Origin of the sequence: Streptococcus sp. 2020WUSS084, assembly GCF_044427445.1 — a bacterium.
GTDB lineage: Bacteria > Bacillota > Bacilli > Lactobacillales > Streptococcaceae > Streptococcus > Streptococcus suis.
Genome location: NZ_JAOTGC010000003.1, coordinates 26,904 through 52,557, shown reverse-complemented (window position 1 = coordinate 52,557; position 25,654 = coordinate 26,904). Strand labels below are relative to the sequence as shown.

At 39.3% G+C, this 25,654-nt stretch carries 23 protein-coding genes and 1 other annotated feature; of the genes, 9 read left to right on the top strand and 14 right to left on the bottom strand.

Annotated features, from left to right (window positions below):
* Positions 1 to 3 precede the first annotated feature (3 nt).
* Positions 4 to 456, bottom strand: a complete 453-nt coding sequence (locus ODU50_RS02615) for an NUDIX hydrolase (RefSeq protein ID WP_105153123.1) — start codon at positions 454 to 456, stop codon at positions 4 to 6.
* A 141-nt stretch (positions 457 to 597) separates the two neighbouring features.
* The gene (locus tag ODU50_RS02610; RefSeq protein ID WP_014638837.1) at positions 598 to 924 is read right to left on the bottom strand and encodes a helix-turn-helix domain-containing protein; all 327 of its coding nucleotides are present in this window, start codon (positions 922 to 924) and stop codon (positions 598 to 600) included.
* Between the two features lie 125 nt (positions 925 to 1,049).
* On the opposite strand from ODU50_RS02610, the gene ODU50_RS02605 reads away from it, so the two are divergent.
* Positions 1,050 to 1,439, top strand: a complete 390-nt coding sequence (locus tag ODU50_RS02605; protein WP_024389859.1) for a nuclear transport factor 2 family protein — start codon at positions 1,050 to 1,052, stop codon at positions 1,437 to 1,439.
* A 42-nt stretch (positions 1,440 to 1,481) separates the two neighbouring features.
* Here ODU50_RS02605 and mnmA read toward each other — a convergent pair whose 3' ends face one another.
* Positions 1,482 to 2,606: a tRNA 2-thiouridine(34) synthase MnmA gene (gene mnmA, locus ODU50_RS02600; RefSeq protein WP_029179677.1), complete on the bottom strand. Its 1,125-nt coding sequence runs from the start codon at positions 2,604 to 2,606 to the stop codon at positions 1,482 to 1,484.
* 214 nt (positions 2,607 to 2,820) lie between these two features.
* Between mnmA and sdaAB the strand changes: the two genes are divergently transcribed.
* Both sdaAB and sdaAA read left to right on the top strand, forming a co-directional pair.
* Entirely contained in the window at positions 2,821 to 3,492 is a 672-nt protein-coding gene (gene sdaAB / locus ODU50_RS02595; protein WP_002938202.1) for an L-serine ammonia-lyase, iron-sulfur-dependent subunit beta, read from the top strand.
* 12 nt (positions 3,493 to 3,504) lie between these two features.
* Positions 3,505 to 4,377 carry an L-serine ammonia-lyase, iron-sulfur-dependent, subunit alpha gene (sdaAA, locus tag ODU50_RS02590; RefSeq protein ID WP_024412601.1) on the top strand — a complete coding sequence of 291 codons (873 nt, stop codon included), beginning with the start codon at positions 3,505 to 3,507 and terminating at the stop codon, positions 4,375 to 4,377.
* 455 nt (positions 4,378 to 4,832) lie between these two features.
* On the opposite strand, the gene ODU50_RS02585 is transcribed toward sdaAA, so the two are convergent.
* The 8 genes from ODU50_RS02585 to yfmF all read right to left on the bottom strand — a co-directional run bounded on the left by ODU50_RS02585 (position 4,833) and on the right by yfmF (position 11,995).
* A complete protein-coding gene (locus tag ODU50_RS02585) occupies positions 4,833 to 5,393 on the bottom strand; it encodes a LysM peptidoglycan-binding domain-containing protein (protein ID WP_398581312.1) in 561 nt (186 codons plus the stop codon).
* 131 nt (positions 5,394 to 5,524) lie between these two features.
* Positions 5,525 to 6,319, bottom strand: coding sequence for an energy-coupling factor transporter transmembrane protein EcfT (locus tag ODU50_RS02580; RefSeq protein ID WP_105138907.1), 795 nt, complete (start codon positions 6,317 to 6,319; stop codon positions 5,525 to 5,527).
* Positions 6,312 to 7,154 (bottom strand): energy-coupling factor ABC transporter ATP-binding protein, encoded by an 843-nt coding sequence (locus ODU50_RS02575; RefSeq protein WP_105138906.1) that lies wholly within the window; start codon positions 7,152 to 7,154, stop codon positions 6,312 to 6,314. The genes ODU50_RS02580 and ODU50_RS02575 overlap by 8 nt, the downstream gene beginning before the upstream one ends.
* Complete coding sequence (locus ODU50_RS02570; RefSeq protein WP_105121941.1) at positions 7,130 to 7,966, bottom strand: energy-coupling factor ABC transporter ATP-binding protein; 837 nt, start codon at positions 7,964 to 7,966, stop codon at positions 7,130 to 7,132. Before ODU50_RS02570 ends, ODU50_RS02575 begins: the two co-directional genes overlap by 25 nt.
* Positions 7,966 to 8,505: a CDP-diacylglycerol--glycerol-3-phosphate 3-phosphatidyltransferase gene (gene pgsA / locus ODU50_RS02565; protein WP_014638849.1), complete on the bottom strand. Its 540-nt coding sequence runs from the start codon at positions 8,503 to 8,505 to the stop codon at positions 7,966 to 7,968. Before pgsA ends, ODU50_RS02570 begins: the two co-directional genes overlap by 1 nt.
* Positions 8,506 to 8,524: 19 nt before the next feature.
* A complete protein-coding gene (gene rodZ, locus ODU50_RS02560; RefSeq protein ID WP_105121897.1) occupies positions 8,525 to 9,379 on the bottom strand; it encodes a cytoskeleton protein RodZ in 855 nt (284 codons plus the stop codon).
* Between the two features lie 82 nt (positions 9,380 to 9,461).
* Complete coding sequence (gene yfmH, locus ODU50_RS02555) at positions 9,462 to 10,745, bottom strand: EF-P 5-aminopentanol modification-associated protein YfmH (RefSeq protein WP_044759099.1); 1,284 nt, start codon at positions 10,743 to 10,745, stop codon at positions 9,462 to 9,464.
* Positions 10,742 to 11,995, bottom strand: coding sequence for an EF-P 5-aminopentanol modification-associated protein YfmF (gene yfmF / locus ODU50_RS02550; RefSeq protein WP_014638852.1), 1,254 nt, complete (start codon positions 11,993 to 11,995; stop codon positions 10,742 to 10,744). The genes yfmH and yfmF overlap by 4 nt, the downstream gene beginning before the upstream one ends.
* A 73-nt stretch (positions 11,996 to 12,068) precedes the next feature.
* On the opposite strand from yfmF, the gene yaaA reads away from it, so the two are divergent.
* Both yaaA and recF read left to right on the top strand, forming a co-directional pair.
* A complete protein-coding gene (yaaA, locus tag ODU50_RS02545) occupies positions 12,069 to 12,452 on the top strand; it encodes a S4 domain-containing protein YaaA (RefSeq protein WP_105153125.1) in 384 nt (127 codons plus the stop codon).
* A 2-nt stretch (positions 12,453 to 12,454) separates the two neighbouring features.
* On the top strand, positions 12,455 to 13,549 hold the full coding sequence (recF, locus tag ODU50_RS02540) for a DNA replication/repair protein RecF (protein ID WP_105153126.1): 1,095 nt from the start codon (positions 12,455 to 12,457) through the stop codon (positions 13,547 to 13,549).
* A gap of 71 nt (positions 13,550 to 13,620) precedes the next feature.
* Here the strand turns inward: recF and guaB are convergent, their stop codons facing one another.
* Together guaB and trpS are read right to left on the bottom strand one after the other, a co-directional pair.
* Positions 13,621 to 15,102, bottom strand: a complete 1,482-nt coding sequence (guaB, locus tag ODU50_RS02535) for an IMP dehydrogenase (protein WP_044759067.1) — start codon at positions 15,100 to 15,102, stop codon at positions 13,621 to 13,623.
* Between the two features lie 229 nt (positions 15,103 to 15,331).
* On the bottom strand, positions 15,332 to 16,357 hold the full coding sequence (gene trpS / locus ODU50_RS02530; RefSeq protein WP_105153127.1) for a tryptophan--tRNA ligase: 1,026 nt from the start codon (positions 16,355 to 16,357) through the stop codon (positions 15,332 to 15,334).
* Positions 16,358 to 16,403: 46 nt separating this feature from the next.
* Positions 16,404 to 16,610: a binding site (T-box leader), on the bottom strand.
* Between the two features lie 101 nt (positions 16,611 to 16,711).
* Between trpS and ODU50_RS02525 the strand changes: the two genes are divergently transcribed.
* The 3 genes from ODU50_RS02525 (at position 16,712) to ODU50_RS02515 (ending at position 21,887) form a co-directional block, all read left to right on the top strand.
* Entirely contained in the window at positions 16,712 to 17,584 is an 873-nt protein-coding gene (locus tag ODU50_RS02525) for a YitT family protein (protein WP_053866938.1), read from the top strand.
* Positions 17,585 to 17,648: 64 nt separating this feature from the next.
* Entirely contained in the window at positions 17,649 to 19,271 is a 1,623-nt protein-coding gene (locus ODU50_RS02520; protein WP_012775415.1) for an ABC-F family ATP-binding cassette domain-containing protein, read from the top strand.
* A gap of 36 nt (positions 19,272 to 19,307) precedes the next feature.
* The gene (locus ODU50_RS02515; protein ID WP_105153128.1) at positions 19,308 to 21,887 is read left to right on the top strand and encodes a YfhO family protein; all 2,580 of its coding nucleotides are present in this window, start codon (positions 19,308 to 19,310) and stop codon (positions 21,885 to 21,887) included.
* Positions 21,888 to 22,304: 417 nt separating this feature from the next.
* On the opposite strand, the gene ODU50_RS02510 is transcribed toward ODU50_RS02515, so the two are convergent.
* Positions 22,305 to 25,166 carry an SEC10/PgrA surface exclusion domain-containing protein gene (locus tag ODU50_RS02510; RefSeq protein ID WP_203181164.1) on the bottom strand — a complete coding sequence of 954 codons (2,862 nt, stop codon included), beginning with the start codon at positions 25,164 to 25,166 and terminating at the stop codon, positions 22,305 to 22,307.
* Between the two features lie 144 nt (positions 25,167 to 25,310).
* On the opposite strand from ODU50_RS02510, the gene ODU50_RS02505 reads away from it, so the two are divergent.
* Positions 25,311 to 25,646, top strand: a complete 336-nt coding sequence (locus ODU50_RS02505; RefSeq protein WP_014638870.1) for a helix-turn-helix domain-containing protein — start codon at positions 25,311 to 25,313, stop codon at positions 25,644 to 25,646.
* Positions 25,647 to 25,654: the final 8 nt, after the last annotated feature.

Here is a 25,654-nt window from a genome sequence, read left to right as displayed (position 1 = left end):
AGGCTAGCTTTCCCAATTAATAAAATGCTGCAACTGTCCCTTCCAACCAACTAGTTCCGTCTTGAGAAAGGCAGGGTTAAGGTCAAGATTTTTCAAGTCTGTAAAAGCAATCCACTCACACTGGCGAATAGAATTACCTTCTTCCAGATAGGTAACTGGCTCAGACAGTGGGGTAACAAGATAAAGAAATTCAATCCGATGATAGGATTTCTCCTGCAAACTAAACTGATTTTCAACGATGAAAGCCAGCGGTCCAACCTCCACATCAATTCCAAGTTCTTCTTGCATTTCCCGTTGCACAGCCTCTTCAGTTGTTTCACCAAGCTGAATGGCTCCGCCCAAGGTATAGTAGTTCCCCTCCGGTGCCCTTACAAGAAATAGTTTTTCATCTTTTACTAACAATCCCGTCGCACGAACACCAAAGGACTGGTTGCCTACCACTGTCCGAAAGTCCATCTTCTCTCCTCAATAGCAAAAAATAGCCAAAACTCTCGAAAATTGCAGGACAAAAAAGCCTACAATTCCCATGAGCTTTGACCATCATGATAATTGTTACTCTTATTCTATCAAAAGATTTGTAGAATTTCAAATCTAGTGTTACGCTAACGTTTCAATATATTCTAAGCCCCAAGCCTCAACAGCATCCAGTACCGAACGAAATTTTTCGCCCATCTCAGTCAAGCTATACTCTACACGAGGGGGGACTTCTGCATAGACCGTGCGACTAATAATGCGATCCTCCTCCAATTGTCTAAGGTGCCTTGTTAACATGGTTTGAGTAATACCTGGAATCAGTCGCTGTAATTCATTGAAGCGTTTCGTTCCTGTACTGAGTTGGTAGATAATCACCAATCCCCACTTACCAGTCAAGACTTTTTGTGTTGTTGCAAAAGGGCAAATACCATATTCACTAACTTTTTTCAAAAAAATTCTCCTTTATTTATCACAATAGTATCACTTTTGATACTAACGAATGCAAAACTACCTACTTGCATAATGGAATGCTTCAGCTATAATTGTACTATATCAAAAAAATTGGAGGACATCAAATGTCAACAAACTTGGAAATTTTTAATGCCTATAACAATGCTCTCATCGCTGGTGATTTTGCAGCTCTTTTTGAAACAATGGCTAATGACATTATCTGGCATCAACCCGGAAATCATTCAACATCTGGTGCTAAAATTGGTAAGGAAGTACTCGGAGCACATCTAGCAACTTTCGCCGAAAAAACAAATGGAACTTTCAAAGTAGTGACAAACTGGGTATCCGATAATGATACTCTTGTTGCCGCTAACGTAACATTCCTCGGTACTCGAACAGATGGTGAAGAACTAAACATGAATGGCATCGATCTTTTCCGTATGGAAGATGGCAAAATCAAGGAAGTTTGGCTCTTCTCAGCCGACCAAAAAGCCGAAGATGCTTTCTGGGGATAAGATAAAAAGCTTAGCATGAGGGTGCTAAGCTTTTATTTTTGATTAAATATACTGACAAGCAACCCCATCTTTGTAGGCCATATCGATCATGCCACCGCCCAGACACTCTTGACCGTCGTAGAAAACAACGGCTTGTCCTGGTGTGATTGCTCGTTGTGGCTCTGCAAAAATAACTTCTGCCTTGTCACCTTTTACCTTGACAGTTACTTTACTATCTGGTTGACGATAGCGGAACTTAGCTGTGCATTCTAGCGTGAATTCTTCAGGCATATTACGTGTAAAATGTACTTGACTAGCCTGTAAAGAAGTTGACATCAAGGACTCATGATAGAAGCCTTGACCGACATAGAGGATATTTTTTGACAGGTCTTTCCCGACAACAAACCAAGGCTCATTGTCCCCACCGATTTGTCCTCCGATACCAAGCCCGCCCCGCTGGCCAATGGTATAGTACATAAGACCTGTATGTTCTCCCATGTCACGACCGTCCACCGTCATCATCCGGCCGGGCTGGGCTGGCAAATATTGTCCTAAAAATTCTTTGAAGTTCTTTTCACCGATAAAGCAGATGCCTGTCGAGTCTTTCTTTTTAGCGGTCGCCAAGCCTGCTCGCTCTGCTATTTCCCTTACCTGAGGCTTTTGTAAATGGCCGAGCGGAAACATGGTTTTCTGCAGCTGTTCCTGTGAGAGTTGGCTAAGGAAGTAGGTCTGATCCTTGCCATTGTCTGCCCCACGTAGCATATGAACGGTGCCGTCCTCGTCGCGTGACACCTGAGCATAGTGCCCCGTCGCCACATAGTCCGCCCCCAAATTCATAGCGTAATCCAAGAAGGCCTTGAACTTGATTTCCTTGTTACACATGACATCTGGATTGGGGGTGCGGCCAGCCCGATACTCTGCTAAAAAGTACTCAAATACGCGGTCCCAATACTCTTTTTCAAAGTTGACAGAGTAGTAAGGAATGCCGATTTGGTCTGCCACTGCAGCCACGTCCTTGTAGTCTTCTGTTGCTGTACAGAAGCCATTTTCGTCCGTGTCGTCCCAGTTTTTCATGAAGATGCCGATCACATCGTAGCCCTGCTCCTTGAGCAAGAGAGCCGTAACCGATGAATCCACACCGCCACTCATACCGACAACAACACGGGTTTTAGAATTGTCAATTGACATAATCTTCTCCCATCTTTTCGTAGAAATAACGATTTGAAGGTCGTATTCCAAAATTTGATTATCCAAAAACGATTGACGATTTTGAACAACTTGTATTATACCATACAAAAAGAGTAAGCGATAGAATTTTAACATAAGAAAACACATTCATCTAGGCATATTCTCTAACTGGAAAATTTGATATAATAGTACCAAGAAAAACGTGAGGATTACTATGACAAACTTAAAATTTCAGTCGGTCTTTGATATTATTGGACCTGTTATGATTGGTCCATCTTCTAGTCACACAGCTGGTGCGGTCCGCATTGGAAAAATTGTGTCTTCCATCTTCGGCGATGAGCCAACAGAGGTGGAATTTCAACTCTACAATTCCTTTGCCAAGACCTATCGTGGTCACGGTACGGATGTAGCCTTGGTAGCAGGTATTCTGGGCATGGATACGGATGATCCCCGCATTCCTGACTCTCTTGATATTGCAAGAGAACGAGGCATTAAGGTTTACTGGCGTGTCAACAAGGACAGCAATACCCCACATCCCAATACCACCAGAATCATCATAAAAAACGATAAAAAATCCATCTCAGCCACAGGCGTTTCCATAGGTGGGGGAAACATTCAAGTAACAGAGCTCAACGGTTTTTCTGTCAATCTCAATATGAATACGCCAACTATTATTATTGTTCACCAAGATGTCCCTGGTATGATTGCGAAAGTGACCGATGTCCTTTCTAAGTATGACATCAATATCGCCCAAATGAACGTGACACGTGAAAAAGCTGGCGAAAAAGCCATTATGATTATCGAAGTGGATGCTCGCCAATGTGAAAATTCTATTGCAGAAATTGAAAAAATTCCACACCTGCACAATGTAACCTTCTTCAACTAGAAAGAGAAAGACATGTTTTATACTATCGAAGAATTAGTTCAGCAAGCAGACAACTTTTCTGGTAATGTAGCTGAACTCATGATTGCTACTGAAATTGAATTGACCGGTCGCAGCCGCGAAGAAATATTGACAATTATGTCAATAAACTTGACAGTTATGAAAGACTCCATCGTAGATGGACTTACTGAAAGCAAATCCGTATCTGGTTTAACAGGAGGCGATGCTGCCAAGTTAGATGCCTATATGAAATCTGGTAAAACCCTGTCAGATTCCGCTGTCCTATCCGCCGCAAGAAATGCCATGGCCGTTAATGAATTGAATGCCAAAATGGGCTTAGTCTGTGCCACTCCGACAGCAGGATCTGCAGGCTGTCTACCAGCTGTGCTAGGAGTTGCTATTGAAAAGCTCAATTTGACAGAAGAACAGCAACTTGACTTCCTATTTACAGCTGGGGCTTTTGGTCTGGTCATTGCCAACAATGCCTCCATCTCTGGTGCAGAAGGAGGCTGTCAGGCAGAGGTCGGCTCTGCCTCTGCTATGTCTGCCGCAGCCCTGACACTGGCAGCAGGTGGAACTCCCTACCAAGCCAGCCAAGCCATCTGCTTTGTCATAAAAAATATGCTGGGTCTGATTTGCGATCCCGTCGCTGGTCTGGTAGAAGTCCCTTGTGTCAAACGTAATGCAATGGGAGCAAGCTACGCCATGGTAGCTGCAGATATGGCACTGGCAGGAATTGAATCAAAAATCCCTGTAGATGAAGTCATCAATGCCATGTACCAAGTTGGCTCTGCCCTACCAACTGCCTTCCGTGAAACTGCTGAAGGAGGCCTTGCAGCTACACCGACGGGTCGTCGCCTTGCTCAAGAAATTTTTGGGGAAGATTGACAATAATGTAAACCAAAAAGGACCCTAACGGTCCTTTTCTTATTATGGCTTCGGGCTAGTTTTCTCATAGAGAAAAACGAGAAAACTACCACCTATGCTGGTGGCTGGCAAGGCTTTGAGCTTCTATTTTTTTCCTGTTATAATCTAATTTGTCAAGTTAAATAAAGGAGGAGTAAACTAGTCCAGTGGACTAGTTTAGCATGGTTAAAACCGTTACAGTTTATCACATACCAAATGTATGTCACTCCTAAGTACTGCAGAAAATCCATTTACTAAAAAATTAGACGGGACTTAATTGATATTTTCCATCACCTATGTCCATACAGCGTGGAAATCAAAAGTTTTGGGCTAGAGGCTACTATTCAGTACCGTTGGACTGAACGAAAAAGCAGTTATGAAATACATTCGTGAGACAGAAAAAGTCTAGCATCGTGCTAGACCTCTTCTAATTTATCTTAGTACCAACCATTTGCCAACCAGAAAGCCTTGGCTGCAGACCATGAACCATAGCGACTAGCAACGTAAACATCTGCTACACGCTCTTGGTTTTCTGGTGAGTAATCACCATTCAAGTAAGTATTTGTCAACTGGTAACGACCAATGTAGATACCGTTACGTGCATCATAGCTACCGCTTGATTCCTTCATTGCAATCCATTCTTTTGCTGCTGTATCTTCAGCACTCAAATTTGAAGAATAAGTGCTAGTTGTTACTGTTGCAGTAGAAGTTGATGTTGTTGTTGATTGAGTTTGTTCAACTGAACTCTCTACTGCCTTCACTGTCACATCACCCAATTCGATAACTTGACCGACATGGATAAAATCTAAGTTGGTAATCTTATTCTGCTCTGCTAATTTTTCAACAGTAGTATTGTGTGTTTCAGCAATTTCAGACAGGGTATCACCAGACTTTACAGTATAGGTTTCTGCACTGACTACACCCGCAGTCAAAAGGGAAATTCCCGCTACCAAGCCAGCAATAGTTGTTTTTAAGTTTTTCTTTAATGTAATGTTCATAATAGTCACATTCCTTTCTGTCATGTGTCTATCATACCCTCTAACTATTACTTAGACTTTGTGAAGTTGTTACAAATATTACAGAAAAATTGAGATTAGACTATAAAAACGCTATTTCTAGCGTTTTTTACTCATTTTTTCAATATAAATAAGAGTCCAGCTAAAGCTAACATAACTAAAATTGCTAACGTATCTGCTAACTTCCATTCCAAAATCCGGTACTTGGTTCTCCCATCTCCGCCTTGATACCCACGCGCCTCCATCGCCGTTGCAAGAGCATCTGCCCTCTTAAAACTTGATGCGAATAAGGGAATCAAAATAGGAATAACTGACCTTACCTTCTGAATAAGATTTCCCTCATTAAAGTCCACTCCACGAGCTCTCTGAGCATTCATAATCCGAGTGGTATCATCCATCAAGGTCGGTACAAAACGCAAACTCATGGACAACATCAAACCAATTTCATGCACAGGAACTTTAAATTTCTTCAAAGGTGCAAGCCCTAACTCGATACCATCAGCCAAACTGAGCGGTGTTGTCGTCAAGGTCAATAGGGTTGAGAAGAAAATAATCAAAACAAAGCGAACAAAAATAATCGCCGCCTGTTGCAAACCCTCAACTGATAATTTAAAAATCCAAAATTCCCATAAAAGTGTCGCTCCAGGTGTAAAGAAAACCTGAAAGAAAGTTGTAAATAGAATAATTCCTATCATCGGTTTCAAACCATTAATAAAAAATGATAAGCGAATACGAGATAAAACAACCATTCCTAAAACAAATGCTATCAACAAGGCATTGGTGACCAAATTATTGGCCCAAAAAATCATCAATAGAAATCCAAACATTGCTAAAAGCTTACTTCTTGGATCCAAGCGATGAATAATTGAATCCCCAGGAATATAGCGACCTAAAATTAATTTATCCATGTGTCACCATCCCCGTAAATTCTTCAATTGTAATAGGAAGACGTTCAAATACAAAGCCTCTTCTCTCCAAATTAGCTGCAAACTTAGTAATCTTAGGCACTCCCAACTGAATACTCTCTAAAAAATCTACCTCTTGAAAAATATCGACTGGTTTACCAGAACGGACCAGCTTTCCCTTTTCCATAATGTAAACAAAATCAGCATAGTTAGCCACATCGTCCATCAAATGAGTTACCAAAACGATTGTCATGCCTGATTCATGAAGCTTTTCGAAAATATCCATCAATTCCTGACGCCCCGCAGGGTCCAATCCAGCCGTTGGTTCATCCAAAACTAAGATACTTGGTTCCATTGCCAGAATCCCAGCAATAGCTACCCGACGCATTTGACCACCAGATAGTTCAAAAGGACTACGCTCAAACAAGCTTTCATCAATTCCAACCAAGGCCAATTTTTCACGCGCAATCGTTTCAGCCTCTTCCTGAGAAACTCCGAAATTTTGTGGACCAAAAGCAACATCTTTCAAAACTGTCTCATCAAACACTTGACTTTCAGGAAATTGGAAAACGAGCCCCACTTTCTTCCTTACTTGCTTAATATCCTTATTTTCAGATGTTGCTGTAATCACAACATCATCAATGACTACTCTTCCTTCTGTTGGTACATTTAATCCATTCAAGAGTTGTAAAATCGTTGATTTGCCCGAACCCGTATGCCCAATAAGGGCCGTGTAAGAGCCATCAACAATCTCCAAATCCACACCAAAAAGCGCACGCCCCTCAAAAGGAGTGCCAGCTTGATAGGTATAGCTTACTTCTTGGAGATCAATTCCCATAAAGTTTCCTCTAATTCTTCCTCTGTAAAATAGCGGAGCGGTAAATCAAGTCCAGTCTGACGCAAAGATGAAGCCAGTTCTGTCGTAAATGGTCTATCCAAGTCTAAATCTACCAAATCTTCTCGCATAAATAGTTCATTTGGAGTGCTAATTGATTCAACCTGTCCATTTTTCATCACGATAACTCGGTCACTCAATGCAACCTCATCCAAATCATGTGTTATAGAGATAACCGTCATACCATGACGCTCCTTAATTTCACGGACAATTTTAATCAAGTCGAGACGACCTTCTGGATCCAACATAGACGTAGCCTCATCCAAAATAATAATTTTTGGACGTAAGGCAACCACTCCAGCAATCGCCACCCTCTGCTTCTGACCACCAGATAAACGAGCAGGCTCACGAGTTTTAAAATCAGTCATTCCAACCAATTCCAAAGCTTCGTCAACTCGACTACGCATCTCCTCCAAAGGGACTCCCTGGTTCTCTAAACCAAATGCAACATCATCTTCAACTGTAGCACCCACAAATTGGTTATCTGGATTTTGAAAAACCACACCAATCAAGCGTCGCTTCTCCCATACATTATCAATGGTTAAGGCATCACCGTCAATATAAATATCACCTGATTCAGCTTCCAACAAACCATCAATCAAACGAACTGTTGTTGATTTACCCGAACCATTATGTCCAATAATAGACAACCATTCTCCCTGTTTCACGTGAAACGAGACATCATTTAGGGTATAGCGTTCATCCTCTTGGTTGTATTTATATTTAAGATTTTTTACTTCGATAATATTTGTCATCATTTAAAAGTATCTTTGAATAAGTAAGAGGCACCCCTGAAATAATCATAGCCTGAATATAGGGTGAAGAAAAGTGCAATATAGAGTGTTATTTGCCCCACGACGTTCCAGTGTAAGAGCAGGAAAATAACTGCAAACATCTGTGAGAATGTTTTGATTTTTCCTGGCATAGCCGCAGCTAGAACTGTTCCTCCATTTTCCACCAAGAGTAGACGAAGACCTGTCACTGCCAATTCACGACAAATAATAATTGCAACTACCCAAGCTGGAGCAAAGCCAAGCTCTACAAGCATGATAAATGCTGTCATCACCAAAATCTTATCTGCCATCGGATCCGCAAATTTTCCAAAGTTTGTTACAACCTGCCATTTACGAGCCAAGTAGCCGTCTAGATAATCCGTAATACTAGCTAATGCAAAAATAAGTGCTGCCAACACATGACTAATTGTTGAATCCCAAACGGTCAGTAACAAGATAAAAATTGGGATTACCAAAATCCTACCTATCGTCAATGCATTGGGAATATTTTCTTTTTTCATTCTAATACCTTTATTGCCCTTATTCAAAATTTAAAGTGACCGACCCTGTATCGGCTGTCAGAGCTGATATATCTAACTTTTGGCCACCTACACTTACCTCTACTCCTTTGACAACACCAAGAACAAGTGTAGTAGAAGTCACTCCTTCTTCAATAGTAGTAGTTACTGTTGGATTATCAGGTGTTAGTGTAACGCCCCCCTCTAACAAGGTGTCAGAAAGGCTGATCCAACTCGTTGTATTTTTTGCTGTTACAGTCACTTCTACTGGATAAGTCACTGTTTTAAGGGTCGCAACAATGTTAGAACCTGATCCTGAAATAGTCACATTTTCTGTAGCGGAACTACTTGAACTCGTTGAATTTGACTGCGCCTGCTCAGTAGAACTCGTCTCTGTGCCACTACTTGCTTCAGATACAGATTGCTCAACTATACTATATGACGTTGTAGTAGGCGTAATAGATGCTCTATTTTGGAGCCTGCTATGAACAATATAAGTCACAAAAATAATAATCAAACCCGTCGCAAGTAATAAGTAAATCAACGGAAGATAAGAGTTCTTTTTACGTTTGCGAACCTTATAGCTTCTTTTCAATTCTGAAGATCGGAGTTCTTCTTCTCCATCTTCATAATATTTCACTAAACTATTGGTCTCGTAAGCATCCAGTAGGACATCTGCATCTAATTCCAAAGCCTCAGCATATGCTTTTAAAATAGAATGAACATCATCTGAGTTTGCAATAAAATCAAAATCATTGTACTCAAGTGCCTGCAAATATTTAGCTTGGATTTTTGTTATCCGTTGCAAGTCAACGAATGTCCAACCCCGTCCTTCTCTAGCTGTTCTAAGTACTTCACCTATACTCTTTTGTCTCATACATACCCTCTCTCTATCGCTCATCATGTACAGTATACTATTCTAACAAAATTCCAAGGAAATTTCGACGGGTTGCGCCCACTTATTTTGGAAAAATCGTGAAATCTGTCATATCACAGTGTTCAATAAAGCGACGCCCTGCCTCTCTGATGTCATCTAACTGAAGACTTTGTATCATTTGAGGTATATCAAAAACATTTTCATATTCTGAATACTGAGAAACAAAGTGACTAGCTGTAAACTCAAGAGAATTTAAGCTACGAATAAAATCTCCATACATCTCGTTTTTCAACAATTGTAAATGATCCTCTGTCACATCTGCATCATCCTCAAATTTCCTAAGTGCTTTCATCAGCATACTAGAAAGCGTAATGGGTTCTTGAGTATCTCCCGAGATAATCAAATAGTGGTACTCAGGTGTAACCTCTAATTGGAACTGGAAAGAAGAATCAATTTTTCCCTGCTCGTATAACTGTTGGTATCGTTTTGAAGTCCAACCAAACAACATGGCAAATAAAAATTGTAAACTGAGCCGATATTTCTGAATAGTCTCCCTATCAACCTCGTCATTTCCCCGTAAACCAACAGCCAATTTTGGGGTAGATACTTCAAATTGTTCTGAGAGATGCTCCTTTATCGGCAACTTTTGGACACCTGCCAATTCAAACGACTGAGCTGGATTATCCATCTGAGCTACTTGATAACTTGAAATTTGTTTCCAAACTGCCTCTAAATCAAAATTACCAATAACGAATAAATTCATGTTACTTGGATGATAAAACACATCAAAATTCTCATGTAAATCATCCGCAGTAATTGCAGCAATTGATTCAACTGTCCCTGCTATATCATAGGCCAAGGGACTTTCTGGATAAAGCGATGATAAAATTCCCGTAAACAAGCGATAATCTGCATCATCTTGATACATCTCAATTTCTTGTTCAATAATCCCCTGTTCTCTTTCTACATTGTCTTCTGTAAAATACGGTTCTCGAACAAAAGATTGTAAAAGTGATAGAGACTCCAATACTTTCTGAGTCGTTGAAAATAAGTAACTAGTCTGTCTAAAACTGGTATAAGCATTTGCGCTTGCTCCCAATTTAGCAAACTCATTCATAATATCCTCTTCATTCTCAGTTTCAAACAGCTTATGTTCTAAAAAGTGTGCAATCCCTGCAGGATAAACAACACTATTACCATTAGCCAGTGTAAATCGAGTATGAATACCCCCAAAATTGGTCGTTAGAATTCCATATGTCTCATGGAAATCTACTTTAGGAAGTAAAACAACTGTCAACCCATTGTCAACTTTCCCATAAAAGACAGATTCTTTCATGTAAGGATACTTCTTCTCAACTAACTTCATTCTTCTGTCCCCTCCATAAAGTAAACAGCCTGTAAATTAATCATCTGTCCTACTCGAATGACATCGTCTATTGATACCGATTTGATAGCCTCAATCCAATCTAGCCAACTTAAATTTCTATTTCCTAAGGTAACTTGATTATATACTTGTTCTATCAAATTATTCTGCCTATCCTGAGCCAGGGTTGCCGAATGAATCAACATATTTTTTGTCAACTCTAATTCTTCTTCTGTAAATTTACCACATTTTAAATCAAGTAGTTGTTTACTAATTAACTTCATTACCCTGAGTCTATTTTCGCGGCTAATTCCAGCATAGACCTTCAGCATTCCTGAAAAAATAGAGACCTGACTTCCAATTGTATAGGCCAAACTTTCTTTCTCACGAACATTCATAAATAACTTCGAATGGGAGAAAGCACCTAGTAGACCATTAAATACCATCAAAGCCGGATAGTTTACATCGTTGTAAACCACCTGTAAATGATATGCCAATTCCAAAATGGACTGCCTTGCCTGTTTACGCTCGATTTTTTCTTGCGTGATGTTTGAGTATTCTTGATGATATTCTAACTCTAATTTTGGATTTCTATAAGTAAAACCAAAATCTTCAAGTTTTCTTTTTACTTGTTCTCTGTCAACCTTCCCTAAGACAAATATATCAATTTTATCCATACGCAACATATTCCGATAAATCTGAAAGGTTGATTCTGCTGTTTCTTTTTCAACCAAATCAAGCCTACCGACGCGTGGAATTTGAAGAGAGGGATCTTTATAAAAAAGCTTACTCATTTCAACATCTGCATGATAAAAATTATCTTCTATCTCTGACTGAAGAAAATTGATTAAATTCGTTTTTTCAACCTCGAAAATCTGACTATCAAATCCTCGCCCCTTTTTCAGTGGTCTAAATATACACGTGTATAAAAAATCAAGAATCTCTACTGTAATATCCTCATTTTCTGGCAAGTGACGAGGACTGACATATGAAATTGTCACATCTACACAGTGCACCCTACCACGTTTTGAAACTGAGGTCGAGAACTGAGCACCATACAATTCTGCCAATCTTCTCCGAACAGCCTGAGCAGTCTGAAATTCTTGGTTACCCATTTCAAAAATATTTGCAACTAACACACGACCAGCAACGGTAGCCTCACTCATTTCAGCTGCAAAGCGAATACGTATACGATTTGTCGTAAACTGATCTGTATCAATAAAATGAAGATCTACTCCCTCTTGTAATTTCATCTTCTTCCTCTTTCAAACATTGTACCTTCCATTATACCATTTTGTGATATAATATTCTGTAACGAGGTGACTTATGGAATTTAAATTATTTGATGACTACATCACATTACAAGCATTATTAAAAACGACCGGTATTCTCCATTCAGGAGGTGCCATTAAAGGTTTCTTAGAAGAAAATACCATTCTTTTCAATGGAGAGGATGAAAAAAGACGCGGTAAAAAAATCCGTATCGGAGATGTTATCACACTCCCAGACCACAACACCAGCATCACAATCGTCGCACCTAGTGCAGAAGAAATACAGCAACACCAAGAAGATCAAGCTGAAAAAGAACGTGTGGCTGCAATCGTTAAAAAGTTAAATCAAGAAAATAAAAAGAATAAGAAGCAGGTAAAGACTCCTAAAAAAGCAACTAAAAAGACTGAAAGAAAACCTGTTCGTTTCCCTGGTATGTAGACATGTGGCTAGAACGATTAGAGTTACAACATTTTCGAAATTACAACCAATTAGATATTGAGTTCCACAAAGGGCTCAATGTCTTTTTAGGCGAAAACGCCCAAGGAAAAACCAATATTCTAGAATCTATCTATGCTTTAGCTTTAACACGAAGCCATCGAACACGGACAGATAAGGACCTACTACAGTTTCAAGAAAAGGAATTATCTATTTCGGGTTTACTCCATCGCGCAAGCGGTAAAGTTCCACTTGACATTCACTTGACAGATAAGGGGCGAGTGACCAAGGTCAACCATCTCAAACAAGCAAAACTTTCTAATTACATTGGACATATGAACGTCGTCCTATTTGCTCCAGAAGATTTACAGCTGATAAAAGGTGCGCCTGCTTTAAGAAGAAAGTTCATCGATGTCGAGCTCGGGCAAATCAAACCACTCTATCTCTCTGACCTATCGAATTATAACCACGTTTTAAAACAAAGAAATACTTACCTCAAATCTACAGATAAGATTGATGAGAACTTTCTATCCGTGTTAGATCAGCAACTTGCTGAATATGGTAGTCGTGTTATCCAACATCGTATTGACTTTCTAAAGAAATTAGAGGAATTCGGAAATAGAAAAGTTCAAGATATTTCAGATAAGAGAGAGGAACTAACTATCGAATATCAATCCTCAATTAAGTTTACTACTTCTGTCAATTTAATTGACATATTCTTGACGGAATTAGAAAGGTGTCGCAAACGTGATTTATTTAAGAAAAATACAGGAGTTGGACCACATCGAGATGATGTAGCTTTCTTTATAAATGGAATGAATGCCCATTATGGTAGCCAAGGACAACACCGCAGTCTCGTTCTGTCACTCAAACTGGCTGAAATCGAGCTGATGAAAGAAGTCACACGAGAGTACCCAATTCTACTCTTAGATGATGTTATGAGTGAGCTGGATAATAATCGTCAAATCAAGCTACTAGAAACTATTACAGATACGATTCAAACATTTATTACAACGACATCTTTAGACCATTTACATAAGCTACCTGATAGTTTAAAAATCTTCCATATTGAGTCTGGTAAGGTTACTGAGTCAGAATAAGATTATTTACACTGTTGTCAATAAAATTTACAAAAAAGTAAAGACCCTGTCAATCAGGGTCTTGTTTTTGTTTACTGTACTGAATAGTTTGGAGCTTCGTTTGTAATTTGAACATCGTGTGGATGACTTTCTTTCAAACCAGCACCTGACATTTCTATAAATTGAGCATTTTCATGCAATTCAGTCAAGTTACCAGCACCTACGTAGCCCATACCTGAGCGAAGTCCACCAACCATTTGGAAAATCATATCTGCAACAGAACCTTTATAGGCTACACGTCCTTCAATTCCTTCTGGAACAAGTTTGTTGGCTTCATTTACAGATGCTTGGAAGTAACGGTCTTTTGAACCTTGTTTCATGGCTGCGATAGAGCCCATACCACGATAGGTCTTGAACTTACGACCTTGGAAGATTTCTGTTTCGCCTGGTGCTTCATCTGTACCAGCAAACATAGAACCAAGCATAACGGCATGACCACCCGCAGCAAGTGCCTTGACAATATCTCCTGAATACTTGATACCACCGTCAGCAATAATGGTTTTACCATATTCACGCGCAACACCAGCTGCATCATAGATAGCTGTCACTTGTGGTACACCAACACCTGCAATGACACGTGTTGTACAGATTGAACCTGGGCCAATACCGACCTTCACAACATCAACACCAGCTTCATAAAGAGCACGAGCTCCTTCAGCTGTGGCAATGTTGCCGGCAATCAAGGTACGAGTTGGGAAGTGATCACGGATTTCTTTAATCTTACGAAGAACACCTGCTGAGTGACCGTGAGCTGTATCGATGACAATCGCGTCTGCACCCGCTTCAAAAAGGGCTTCTGCACGTTCAAAAGTATCTGATGTGACACCAACAGCACCCGCAACCAAAAGACGACCAAATTCATCCTTCGCAGCATTTGGGAACTCAATCACTTTCTCAATATCTTTGATGGTAATCAAGCCTGACAAACGACCATTTTCATCAACCAATGGCAATTTTTCAATACGATGCTTGTGAAGAATAGACTCCGCAGTCGCAAGATCTGTTCCAACTGGCGCTGTTACCAAAGCATCGCTTGTCATGTTGGTCGAAATTGGCTGTGAATAGTCGGAAATGAAACGCATATCACGGTTAGTAATAATACCGACCAACTTACGATTTTCTAATGTTTCAACGATTGGCACACCGGAAATACGATAAGTAGCCATCAATTTCTCAGCTTCAGCAATGGTGTGTTCTGGTGTTAAGAAGAATGGATCGATAATAACACCATTTTCAGAACGTTTTACCTTACGCACCTCATCAGCCTGCTCTGCGATAGACATATTCTTATGGATGACACCCAAACCACCTGCACGTGCCATAGCGATAGCCATTTTACTATCTGTTACAGTGTCCATGGCAGCAGAAATAATCGGAAGATTAAGGGTCAAATTTGGTGCTAATTGTGTTTTTAAATCAATATCATGTGGTAAAACATGACTTTCAGCCGGAATAAGTAATACATCATCAAAAGTAAAGCCTTTTTTCAAAAATTTAGTGTCCCAGTTTGACATTTTCTTCCTCTTTTCTTATTTAATATGTAGCGTGATTGCTATTTGTATTTTAATTATGATAACATTTTGAAATCATTTGTCAATCATTATTCGCTTTAATATCATCATTCCTAAAAATTCAGAAAATTCCATTCAGTTTTATATAAAATTCGAACGTTTGTTTTTTGCTACGTCGTAAAATAAATGAAAAAAGCAACATTTTCTCAACATTGCTCTTTTATTGTTAACCTTATTTAAAATAGTTAATTCCCATAGCAGATTTCACTTGGTCAAGAGTTGTCGCAGCAACTTGGCGAGCTTTTTGGCTACCTGCTTCCAACATTGCATAGACCTGTCCCATATCCTGTGCAAACTCCAGACGGCGTTCACGGATTGGTCCTAATTCTCTCTCTAAAATGTCCAGCAAATAACGTTTAGTCTTCACATCGCCCAAACCACCACGTTGATAGTGCTCCTTCATAGCCTCAATCTCAGCCTTATCTTCTTCGCGCCCAAAAACGTCAAGATAGTGGAAAACCATGTTTCCTTCAATCTTACCTGGGTCTTCGATACGGATATGGTCTGGGTCTGTATACATGGACATGACTTTCTTCTTGAGCGTATCCATGTCATCTGCCAGATATATACCATTTCCAAGTGACTTAGACATCTTGGCATTGCCGTCCAAACCTGGCAAGCGACCAGCTGCCTCATTTTCAGGATAAATGCCCTCCGGCTCCACCAAAATATCAGTCTGATAAGCATGGTTAAAGCTACGAACGATTTCACGGGTCTGCTCAATCATAGGTTTCTGGTCATTTCCAACAGGGACAAAATTTGCCTTGAAGGCTGTAATGTCCGAAGCTTGAGACACAGGATAGACCAAGAAACCAGCTGGAATTCCTTCGCCAAATCCCTTCTGAGCAATCTCGGTTTTTACAGTTGGATTACGTTCTAGACGTGCAACAGATACCAAGTTCATGTAGTACATGGTCAACTCTGCCAATTCAGGAATTTGACTCTGGATGAAAATCGTTGTCTTAGCTGGATCAAGTCCTGCTGCTAGATAATCTAGTGCTACGTTTCCAACGGATTCAACAATCTTTTGCGGTTCCTTTGCATGATCTGTCAACGCTTGTTGATCTGCTAAAAAGACAAAAAGTTCATGTTGACCTGCATCCTGTAATAAAACACGATTTTTCAACGAACCAACATAATGTCCAATATGTAATTTGCCTGTTGGACGGTCTCCTGTTAGGATAATCGGTTTACTCATAAAATATTCTCCTTTTACATAATAAAAGCCCACGCACAGAAAACTGTGCGAGGGCGTCAAGGACACGGTGCCACCTCACTTATAAGCATTAAATAAGCTTACATCTTTTTGCACATAAGGCCTGCTAGCCGAATCCTTATTTATTCAGATTCTATTCACTCAGTCCATTCATAAGCGACTCTTGTTTGTTTCCACCAACCACAAACTCTCTAAAAATTATCCACTTACTACTCTTCTGATTGATTCCTATTATAACCGCAAAAAATTAGAAAGTCAAGCTGACAAAGCCTTGACGATACTGTCTAAATTAGGGATAATAGAAATTGCTTTTATAACACTAACCAAGGAGAATATATGAAAGAACGTATAAAGGACTTTATCTCTGTCACACTCGGATCAGTTGTCATGGCCATTGGATTTAACAGTTTTTTTCTAGAGAATAATATCGTATCTGGTGGTGTCGGAGGTTTAGCAATCGCACTCAATGCTCTTCTGGGGTGGAGTCCATCTGACTTTGTCCTCTACTGTAACATCCCTTTATTAATCATCTGTTGGTTTTTCTTAGGAAAATCTGTATTTATCAAAACTGTCTATGGTGCTGTCATTTATCCTCTTTGCATCAAGTTGACAGCAGGTTTACCCAACTTGACAGAAAATCCTCTCCTAGCTGCTATTTTCGGTGGAATTATCCTAGGTTTTGGACTTGGGCTTGTTTTCCTTGGAAATTCTTCTACTGGTGGGACAGGTATTCTTATTCAATTTATTCACAAGTACACCCCTTTATCATTAGGTCTGACAATGGCTATTATTGATGGTATTATCGTTGGTCTTGGATTTATTGCCTTCGATACTGATACTGTTATGTACTCGATTATTGCCCTAATGACCATTACTTATATTGTCAACCGCATGATGTCTGGTACCCAATCTTCTCGAAATATCATGATTATTTCTCAAAAATCAGAAGAAATTAAAGACTATATTACTAAAGTTGCTGATCGCGGTGTGACAGAACTTCCAATTATCGGTGGCTTTACAGGGGTTGACAAGCGCATGTTGATGACTACCATCTCTATTCCAGAAATGCAGAAACTGGAGACAGCGGTATTAGAAATTGATGAAACTGCCTTTATGGTTGTTATGCCTGCGAGTCAGGTGCGTGGACGTGGCTTCAGTCTTCAAAAAGACCATAAACATTATGATGGAGATATTTTGATTCCAATGTAATTCATTGAAAATTCAAGTTCTTTCTAGTACAATAAAACTAATAGACAGAAATAGAGGAGAAACTATGCTTACAGTATCAGACGTGTCGCTTCGCTTTAGCGACCGCAAATTATTTGACGATGTCAATATCAAATTTACAGCAGGAAATACCTACGGTTTGATTGGTGCAAACGGGGCCGGTAAATCTACATTTTTAAAAATTCTTGCTGGTGACATCGAGCCATCAACAGGTCATATTTCACTTGGACCAGACGAACGCCTTTCTGTACTACGTCAGAACCATTTCGACTATGAAGATGAGCGCGTGATTGACGTTGTTATCATGGGAAATGAGCAACTTTACAGCATCATGAAAGAGAAAGATGCCATTTACATGAAGGAAGATTTTTCTGATGAAGATGGGGTTCGTGCTGCTGAATTAGAAGGTGAGTTTGCTGAACTTGGTGGCTGGGAAGCTGAAAGTGAAGCTTCTCAATTACTCCAAAACCTCAACATTTCAGAAGACCTCCACTACCAAAACATGAGCGAATTGACTAACGGTGAGAAGGTTAAGGTTCTCTTGGCTAAGGCACTTTTTGGTAAACCAGATGTTCTTCTTTTGGACGAGCCAACCAACGGTCTCGACATCCAATCCATCAACTGGCTCGAAGATTTCTTGATTGACTTTGAAAATACGGTTATCGTCGTGTCCCACGACCGCCACTTCTTAAACAAAGTATGTACCCATATGGCCGACCTTGACTTCGGTAAAATCAAGATTTTCGTCGGTAACTACGATTTCTGGAAACAATCCAGTGAATTAGCAGCTAAACTACAAGCTGACCGTAATGCCAAAGCAGAAGAAAAAATCAAGGAATTACAAGAATTCGTTGCTCGTTTCTCTGCCAATGCTTCTAAGTCTAAGCAAGCTACTTCACGGAAAAAGATGCTGGATAAAATCGAGTTGGAGGAAATTATTCCTTCTAGCCGTAAGTATCCATTTATCAACTTCAAATCAGAACGTGAAATCGGTAATGACCTCCTAACAGTTGAAAACTTAAAAGTTGTCATCGATGGTGAAACGATTCTTGACAATATCAGCTTTATCCTGCGTCCAGGTGACAAAACTGCTCTTATTGGTCAAAACGACATCCAAACAACTGCTCTCATTCGTGCTCTTATGGGCGATATTGAATATGAAGGTACTGTCAAGTGGGGTGTCACTACTAGTCAATCCTACTTACCAAAAGACAATACTCGTGACTTTGATACAAACGAATCTATTCTTGATTGGCTCCGTCAATTTGCCAGCAAGGAAGAAGATGACAATACCTTCTTGCGCGGTTTCTTGGGACGTATGCTCTTCTCGGGTGATGAGGTTAACAAACCTGTAAACGTCTTGTCAGGGGGCGAAAAAGTGCGCGTGATGTTGTCAAAACTCATGCTCCTCAAGTCAAATGTCTTGGTCTTAGATGATCCAACCAACCACTTGGACTTGGAGTCAATTTCCAGTCTGAACGATGGTTTGAAGGCTTTTAAAGAGTCCATCATCTTTGCCAGCCACGACCACGAATTTATTCAAACTTTAGCAAACCATATCATCGTCATTTCTAAAAACGGTGTTATCGATCGAATCGATGAAACTTACGATGAATTCTTGGAAAATGCTGAAGTACAGGCTAAAGTACAAGAACTTTGGAAAGCATAATAAAAAGGCGATTTATTCGCCTTTTCTTTTAAATCTATGAAAAAAATATTTACAAAAACATCCATTTATTATCTCTTATCTTTCCTTATTCCGCTGACTATTATTTCTATCGTCTTAGCATTTCAAGGAATCTTGTGGGGAAGTGATACAACAATATTGGCCAGTGATGGCTTCCACCAGTATGTTATTTTTAATCAAACATTACGAAATACTTTACACGGAGACGGCTCTCTCTTTTACACATTTTCAAGTGGTTTAGGACTCAATTTTTATGCTCTATCCTCCTATTACCTAGGTTCATTCCTATCTCCAGTTGTCTTTTTCTTTGATTTACAATCCATGCCTGACGCTATATACCTTGTCACTATTGTCAAATTTGGATTGACTGGGTTGTCAACTTATGTCAGCCTAAAGGGTATCCATAAAAATTTGAAAGAAGAATGGGCACTATTACTCGCTACTAGTTTTTCTCTGATGAGTTTTAGTACAAGTCAATTAGAAATAAACAACTGGCTAGACGTTTTTATACTCCTCCCACTAATTCTTCTTGGATTGCATCGATTATTAAAAAAACAGGGTCCGATTCTCTACTACATAACATTAACATGCTTGTTTATCCAAAACTATTACTTCGGTTATATGGTGGCTTTTTTTCTAACATTATGGACATTGGTTCAATTATCATGGATAGATAGTCAGAGAATCAAAAGATTTATCAACTTTACAATAGTGTCAATTTTATCTGCTCTAAGTAGCATGTTCATGTTGTTACCAACCTACTTGGATTTAAAAACTCACGGTGAGACATTTACAAAAATTGTCAACCTAAAAACCGAAGACTCTTGGTATCTGGACTTCTTTGCAAAAAACTTAGTTGGTAGCTTTGATACAACAAAATTCGGTTCTATTCCAACGATCTCTGTTGGTCTCGTTCCATTAATACTCGCTTTATTATTCTTTACATTAAAAGAAATAAAACCAACTGTCAAACTCTCCTATGCTCTATTCTTTACATTCATTATTTCAAGTTTCTACCTACAACCACTCAATCTTTTTTGGCAAGGTATGCATGCGCCAAACATGTTCCTCTATCGTTATGCATGGGCTCTATCAATAACCGTTATCTATTTAGCAGCAGAGACATTGGTACGACTACGTCAAGTAAGTATTAAAAATTTTACTCTGATTGTTTCATTTTTACTCATTTGCTTTGCTTCTACCTTTATTTTTAGAGATCATTATGAGTTTCTAATGGATGTAAATTTCCTACTCACACTAGAATTTCTAATAGCCTACTTCATTCTTTTTGTAGCAATGATTCGCTATAAATCATCCTTAAAATGGACTAATATTGTATTATTGTTCTTCACTTTCTTAGAACTTGGATTACATAGTCATTATCAGGTTCAGGGGATTTCTGATGAATGGCATTTTCCTAGCCGATCAAACTATGAAGAAAAATTGACAGATATTGACAGTATTGTAAAGTCTACAAAGACTACAACTGATTCATTTTATCGTATAGAACGTCTATTACCACAAACTGGCAATGATAGCATGAAATTCAATTACAATGGTATTTCTCAATTCTCCTCCATTCGAAACCGTGCTTCCAGCTCAGTACTAGATAAGCTCGGTTTCCGTTCAGACGGTACCAATTTGAATCTTCGTTATCAGAATAATACAATTATTGCTGATAGCCTATTCGGAATCAAATATAATTTAGCTACTACGGACCCAAATAAGTTTGGTTTCACACTGAATCAGAGTCAGTCTACTATTAATCTTTACGAAAATAGTTTTAATCTAGGGTTAGCACTATTGACTGAAGGGATTTACAGAGATGTCAATTTTACAAATCTGACTCTCGATAATCAAACAAATTTTCTTAATCAACTAACAGGGCTATCTAAAAAATACTACCACACTCTATCAGATGTTGTTTCACAAAATACAGTTGAACTGAACAATCGAATGACTGTCAACAAAGTTGACAATGAGGATGCTGCAAAGGCAACTTTCTTAGTAAATATACCTGCAAATAGCCAGGTATACTTAAATTTGCCAAATTTAACATTCTCAAATGAGAATCAAAAAAAAGTTGTCATTACTGTCAATAATCAGTCAAGTGAGTTTACACTAGATAATGCTTTCTCTTTCTTCAATGTGGGGAGCTTTACTACAGATGTACAAGTTCAAGTCGATGTATATTTTCCTGAAAATAATCAAGTTTCTTTTGATAAACCACAATTTTATCGATTGGACTTATTAGCTTTCCAACAGGCTATTTCCATTCTCCAAGAAAAACAAGTAGTAACAAAAACTGATGGTAATAAAGTAACCGTTGATTTTGTAACCGATAAAGAAGCCTCACTCCTCCTTACTTTACCCTATGATAAAGGATGGAATGCAACCATTGATGGTAAACCTATCAAAATCCAAAAAGCGCAAGAGGGTTTTATGAAAGTGGATGTAAGTCCAGGTCAAACTAAACTAGTTTTAACCTTTATACCAAATGGTTTCTATCTAGGTTTACTGATTTCTTTTGGTGTAGTTTTTGTATTTTTCTCCTATCAATTCATTGGATACTATTATTCTAAGAACCGAGAATCCTAAACTTTCTCGGTTTTTTTCTTGTAAAAAAACAAAAAACCTTGATTTCTCAAGGTTTCCTATGCTTTATCTACTCCGCCAACAGATAATTGTACGTTAAAATAAGTTAAAATAGATAACAAAAATAGCGATAATCAAGGGTTTGTCACTTATCTAGGGAGTAATGAAAAGAAGGAATTTGACCAAATTTTGACCACATGAAATTTTATAAAATATTTATGTATTTCCTAAATTATGCAGAATTTTTATAAAAATACAGTCTGACCAAGTTTTGACAAAGAAGCATTTCGGAGTAACTAAAAAATTTAAAATTCTATTAACATTCCTAAAAATTGTTGGAATAGCGTAGTCTTTCCGAAATTTTTAGGAATCCAAAAAATCTTCCTACAATAAGTAAGAAGATTTTTTCATTTTAGCCATCTATCCTTGTTTGCGTCTTCTTGCACTTGCAAGACCAAGACTAGACAATACTGTCAGACCCGCGAGTGCCAACAGACTTGTTTGCTCCCCTGTGTTTGGCAAGGTCTTAGCACGTTCAACACGTGAATAAGTAATTTTGTCACCAACCTGCGTTATGCCAGCTTGTTTTCCAATTTTAGTATGTACTACAGATGTTGCTTTCTTCCCATCAACGTAGTCAATAACTACCCCGTTAGCATCTAGTACTGGGGTAGCAATACCACCTGCATTGTTGATAGTTTCAGCCTTATCCTTCAACTCAGCCAAGCGTTTAGCCTCAGCCTCAGCACGGTCTTGTTCCGCCTTCAGGTTAGCCAACTCTTCGTAGTGAGCAGTTTTCTTAGTTGCATCATCTTTAAGGGTTGCAAGTAACTCCTTAGCAGTCTCATACTCTGCACGAGCAACTGCAAGGGCTTGATTAGCTTCAGTAAGCTTAGCATTCAAGACTGTAAGAACTGCACCCTTATCCGTCAAAGCTTTAGCAAGTTCATTGTACTTAGCAGTAGCTTTTTCAGAGTCAGACTTAGCCGTGCTTTGTTTAGCAATAGCATCAGTAAGGGCAAGTTGTGCAACCTGGTCAGCCTTCTTAAGCACTTCCAAAGTTTCTTTTTCTTGTGCAAGTACCCCTTGGGCGTTTTCATCTGCTGAGCGAGCCTCTACCAGTTCAGCCTTAGCCTTAGATAGAGCGTTAGCCTTGTCGATAGCACTCGCTTTAGCTACTGCAAGAGTTTCCTTAGCAGACTGCAATGACGCTTGGTCTTTTTCAAGTTGAGTTTCAGCATCTTTTACTGCTTGCTCAAGAGCAGGAATATCTACTGTACCTGACTTCAAGTCAGAAAGTTGTTTTTGAGCGTCTGCAAGGGCTTGTTGTGCATTAACATATGCAGTATTTGCATTTTGGTAAGCTACATTTGCTGTTTGGGCATTATCCAAAGCAGTATCATAAGCTGATTGAGCTGCTGCGACTGCTGATTCGTCTACTACTGTTTTAGTTACTGTTTCATAAATAGGGGTAGTTGTTGTAGTACCACCTGTTACTGTTGAATACTTATTAGAAATTGGAGTACCTACAGTATCGCTAAATGTAACAACAACCTTAGGTACACGCTCCCCATGACCGTCTTTGAACGACAGTACATCGAGGGATACCCCTACAGAGCTACCACCCTCTACAAGACCTAACACTTTAAGGGCTGTAGAAAAATCAGAGTTATTCCCAACACCATTTACAATATTGTAAAGAGGGCGATACAACTGATGACCTACCGCTGCCACTACCATAGACTTCAACTCTGCCATCGTAGAAACAGTTGCATCTCTATCATCAAATTGAGCAATATTTGCAATATTGTTAATGATTGTAGTGGTTTCGTTGTTTGCAATACCCTTGGCAATGACTGTTACATCGTTAATTGTTCCACTAGCTTTGGTAAAGAAACCACTAGCAACAAGCTGGTCATGAGTCATACCTTGGTAATTAGCAAACAGACCATTAAACAAAGCATCTGTAGTATCGTTCGCTACTGCCACACTAGACTTAGTTACATCCAACAAAGGAGTACCTAGTTTAGAACGTAATTCATTAACCAATGAGGCATAGAAAAGACTCAAATCTGTGCGTTGCTCTTCTGTAAGGTCATGAACTTTTACAGGAGTAGAGTTATCGGTATCTGAGAAAGAGTAACGAATGTTCTCAGTCCAAGATTGGAACTCAGCAACACCCGGAGATGCCAACAAATCGCGAACGTTCACTTTAACAGAAACAGTAGAGCCTCCGCTCTGGTAAGAGATTCCCTTAGCTAGAGCAGACTCGATATCGGCAACGGTTCCCGTACCATTAGCGTAGTTTTGGATAGCCTTCAGATAGTCTGCGTTGGTTACAACACCGTTTACACCTGAGAAACGCCCTGACTGAGCAACACCAGAATTTAATGTAGATGTACCACCAATAGTCTTAGTCTCAGTACCAACCTGAACAGTTTCAGTTACAGTAGTACCCGCCTTGGCAGTATCAAGAGCTGATTTAGTAGTAGATACTTCTTTTTCAGCGTCTGACTTCGCTTTAGTTGCATCCACCAAAGCAGTTGCAGTTGAGTCAACGTCAGCTTCCTTAGACGCTACTACCCCTTCTTGAGTTGCGATAGCTTGAGCCTTGTTGGTTTCAGCCAACTGTGCAGACTCAAGAGCCTGTTTAGCTTCTGCTAAGTCAGTAGTATCTTTAGCAACAGCTTCAGTAAGGGTATCTACATCTTTCTGAAGTTGAGTTGTATCCGTAGTACCTGAAAGGTCTGCTACTTTCTTCTCGGCATCGGCAACCGCACTTGCAGTTTTTTGAGCATTAGCATCAGCATCAGATACGACACCCTCTTGAATAGTTACCGCTTCTGCTGTTGCATTTGCAGAATTTTTAGCAGTATCTACAGTTTCATTAGCTGTAGCCAACGCTTCAGACTTGGCATCGGCATCAGTTTTAGCATCTGCCACGACCTCAGGTGTAACCTTGTTAGCCTCTTCAATTTGAGTATTCAAGTCAGAAACCTTAGATTCACCCGTAGAAATAGTTTCTTCCAAACCACCTACAACTGCTTCTTGTTCTGTAACTGCTTGGTTAGCTTGGTCTGCCTCAGTCTTAGCTTCAGACACCTGCGCATCAGTTACCTTGGTTTCAGCAACCACCTCAACCGAAGTAGCCCCAGTACCAGTTACAACTTCTTCAGCACTCACTACCCCGCCTACTAGCATTGAAGTAGTCAATACAGATACAACCGCACCAGTGCGTAGCTTTTTAATGGTACCATGACCTTTAACATCGTTTTTTAACATAATATGTTTCTCCTAAATAGCTTTTTAAGGATATTATACCATATTTTATAGTATTTAAAAGCTATTTTACAAAAATATTCGCTTTTGGAGTAGTTCTTTAAAGATATTAAATACAGTAGTATAGGTTCTAAAAGAGGTATCAACATGAAAACAACAAATTTAAGGGCATATATCGGTAAACGGATTCGTATTCTCAGAATCCAAAAAAACATGACCCAGCAACAACTAGAGGAGTATGCCGACCTCCCTTTAAAATACGCCTATAAACTCGAAAACTTAGAACCAAACATAAAAATCCAAACACTTGAAAAAATCATGTCTGCTCTTGATACAGATGTAGAAACATTTTTTGATATCTCGCTAAAAGAAAACAACCCTCTGACCAATCAATTACTGTCTCTGCTTGCTGAGCTCCCTAAAGATAAACAAGAGCGACTCTTAAAACTTATGATAAATTTAATAGAAGAAGTTGAAAAATAAGCCAAGTC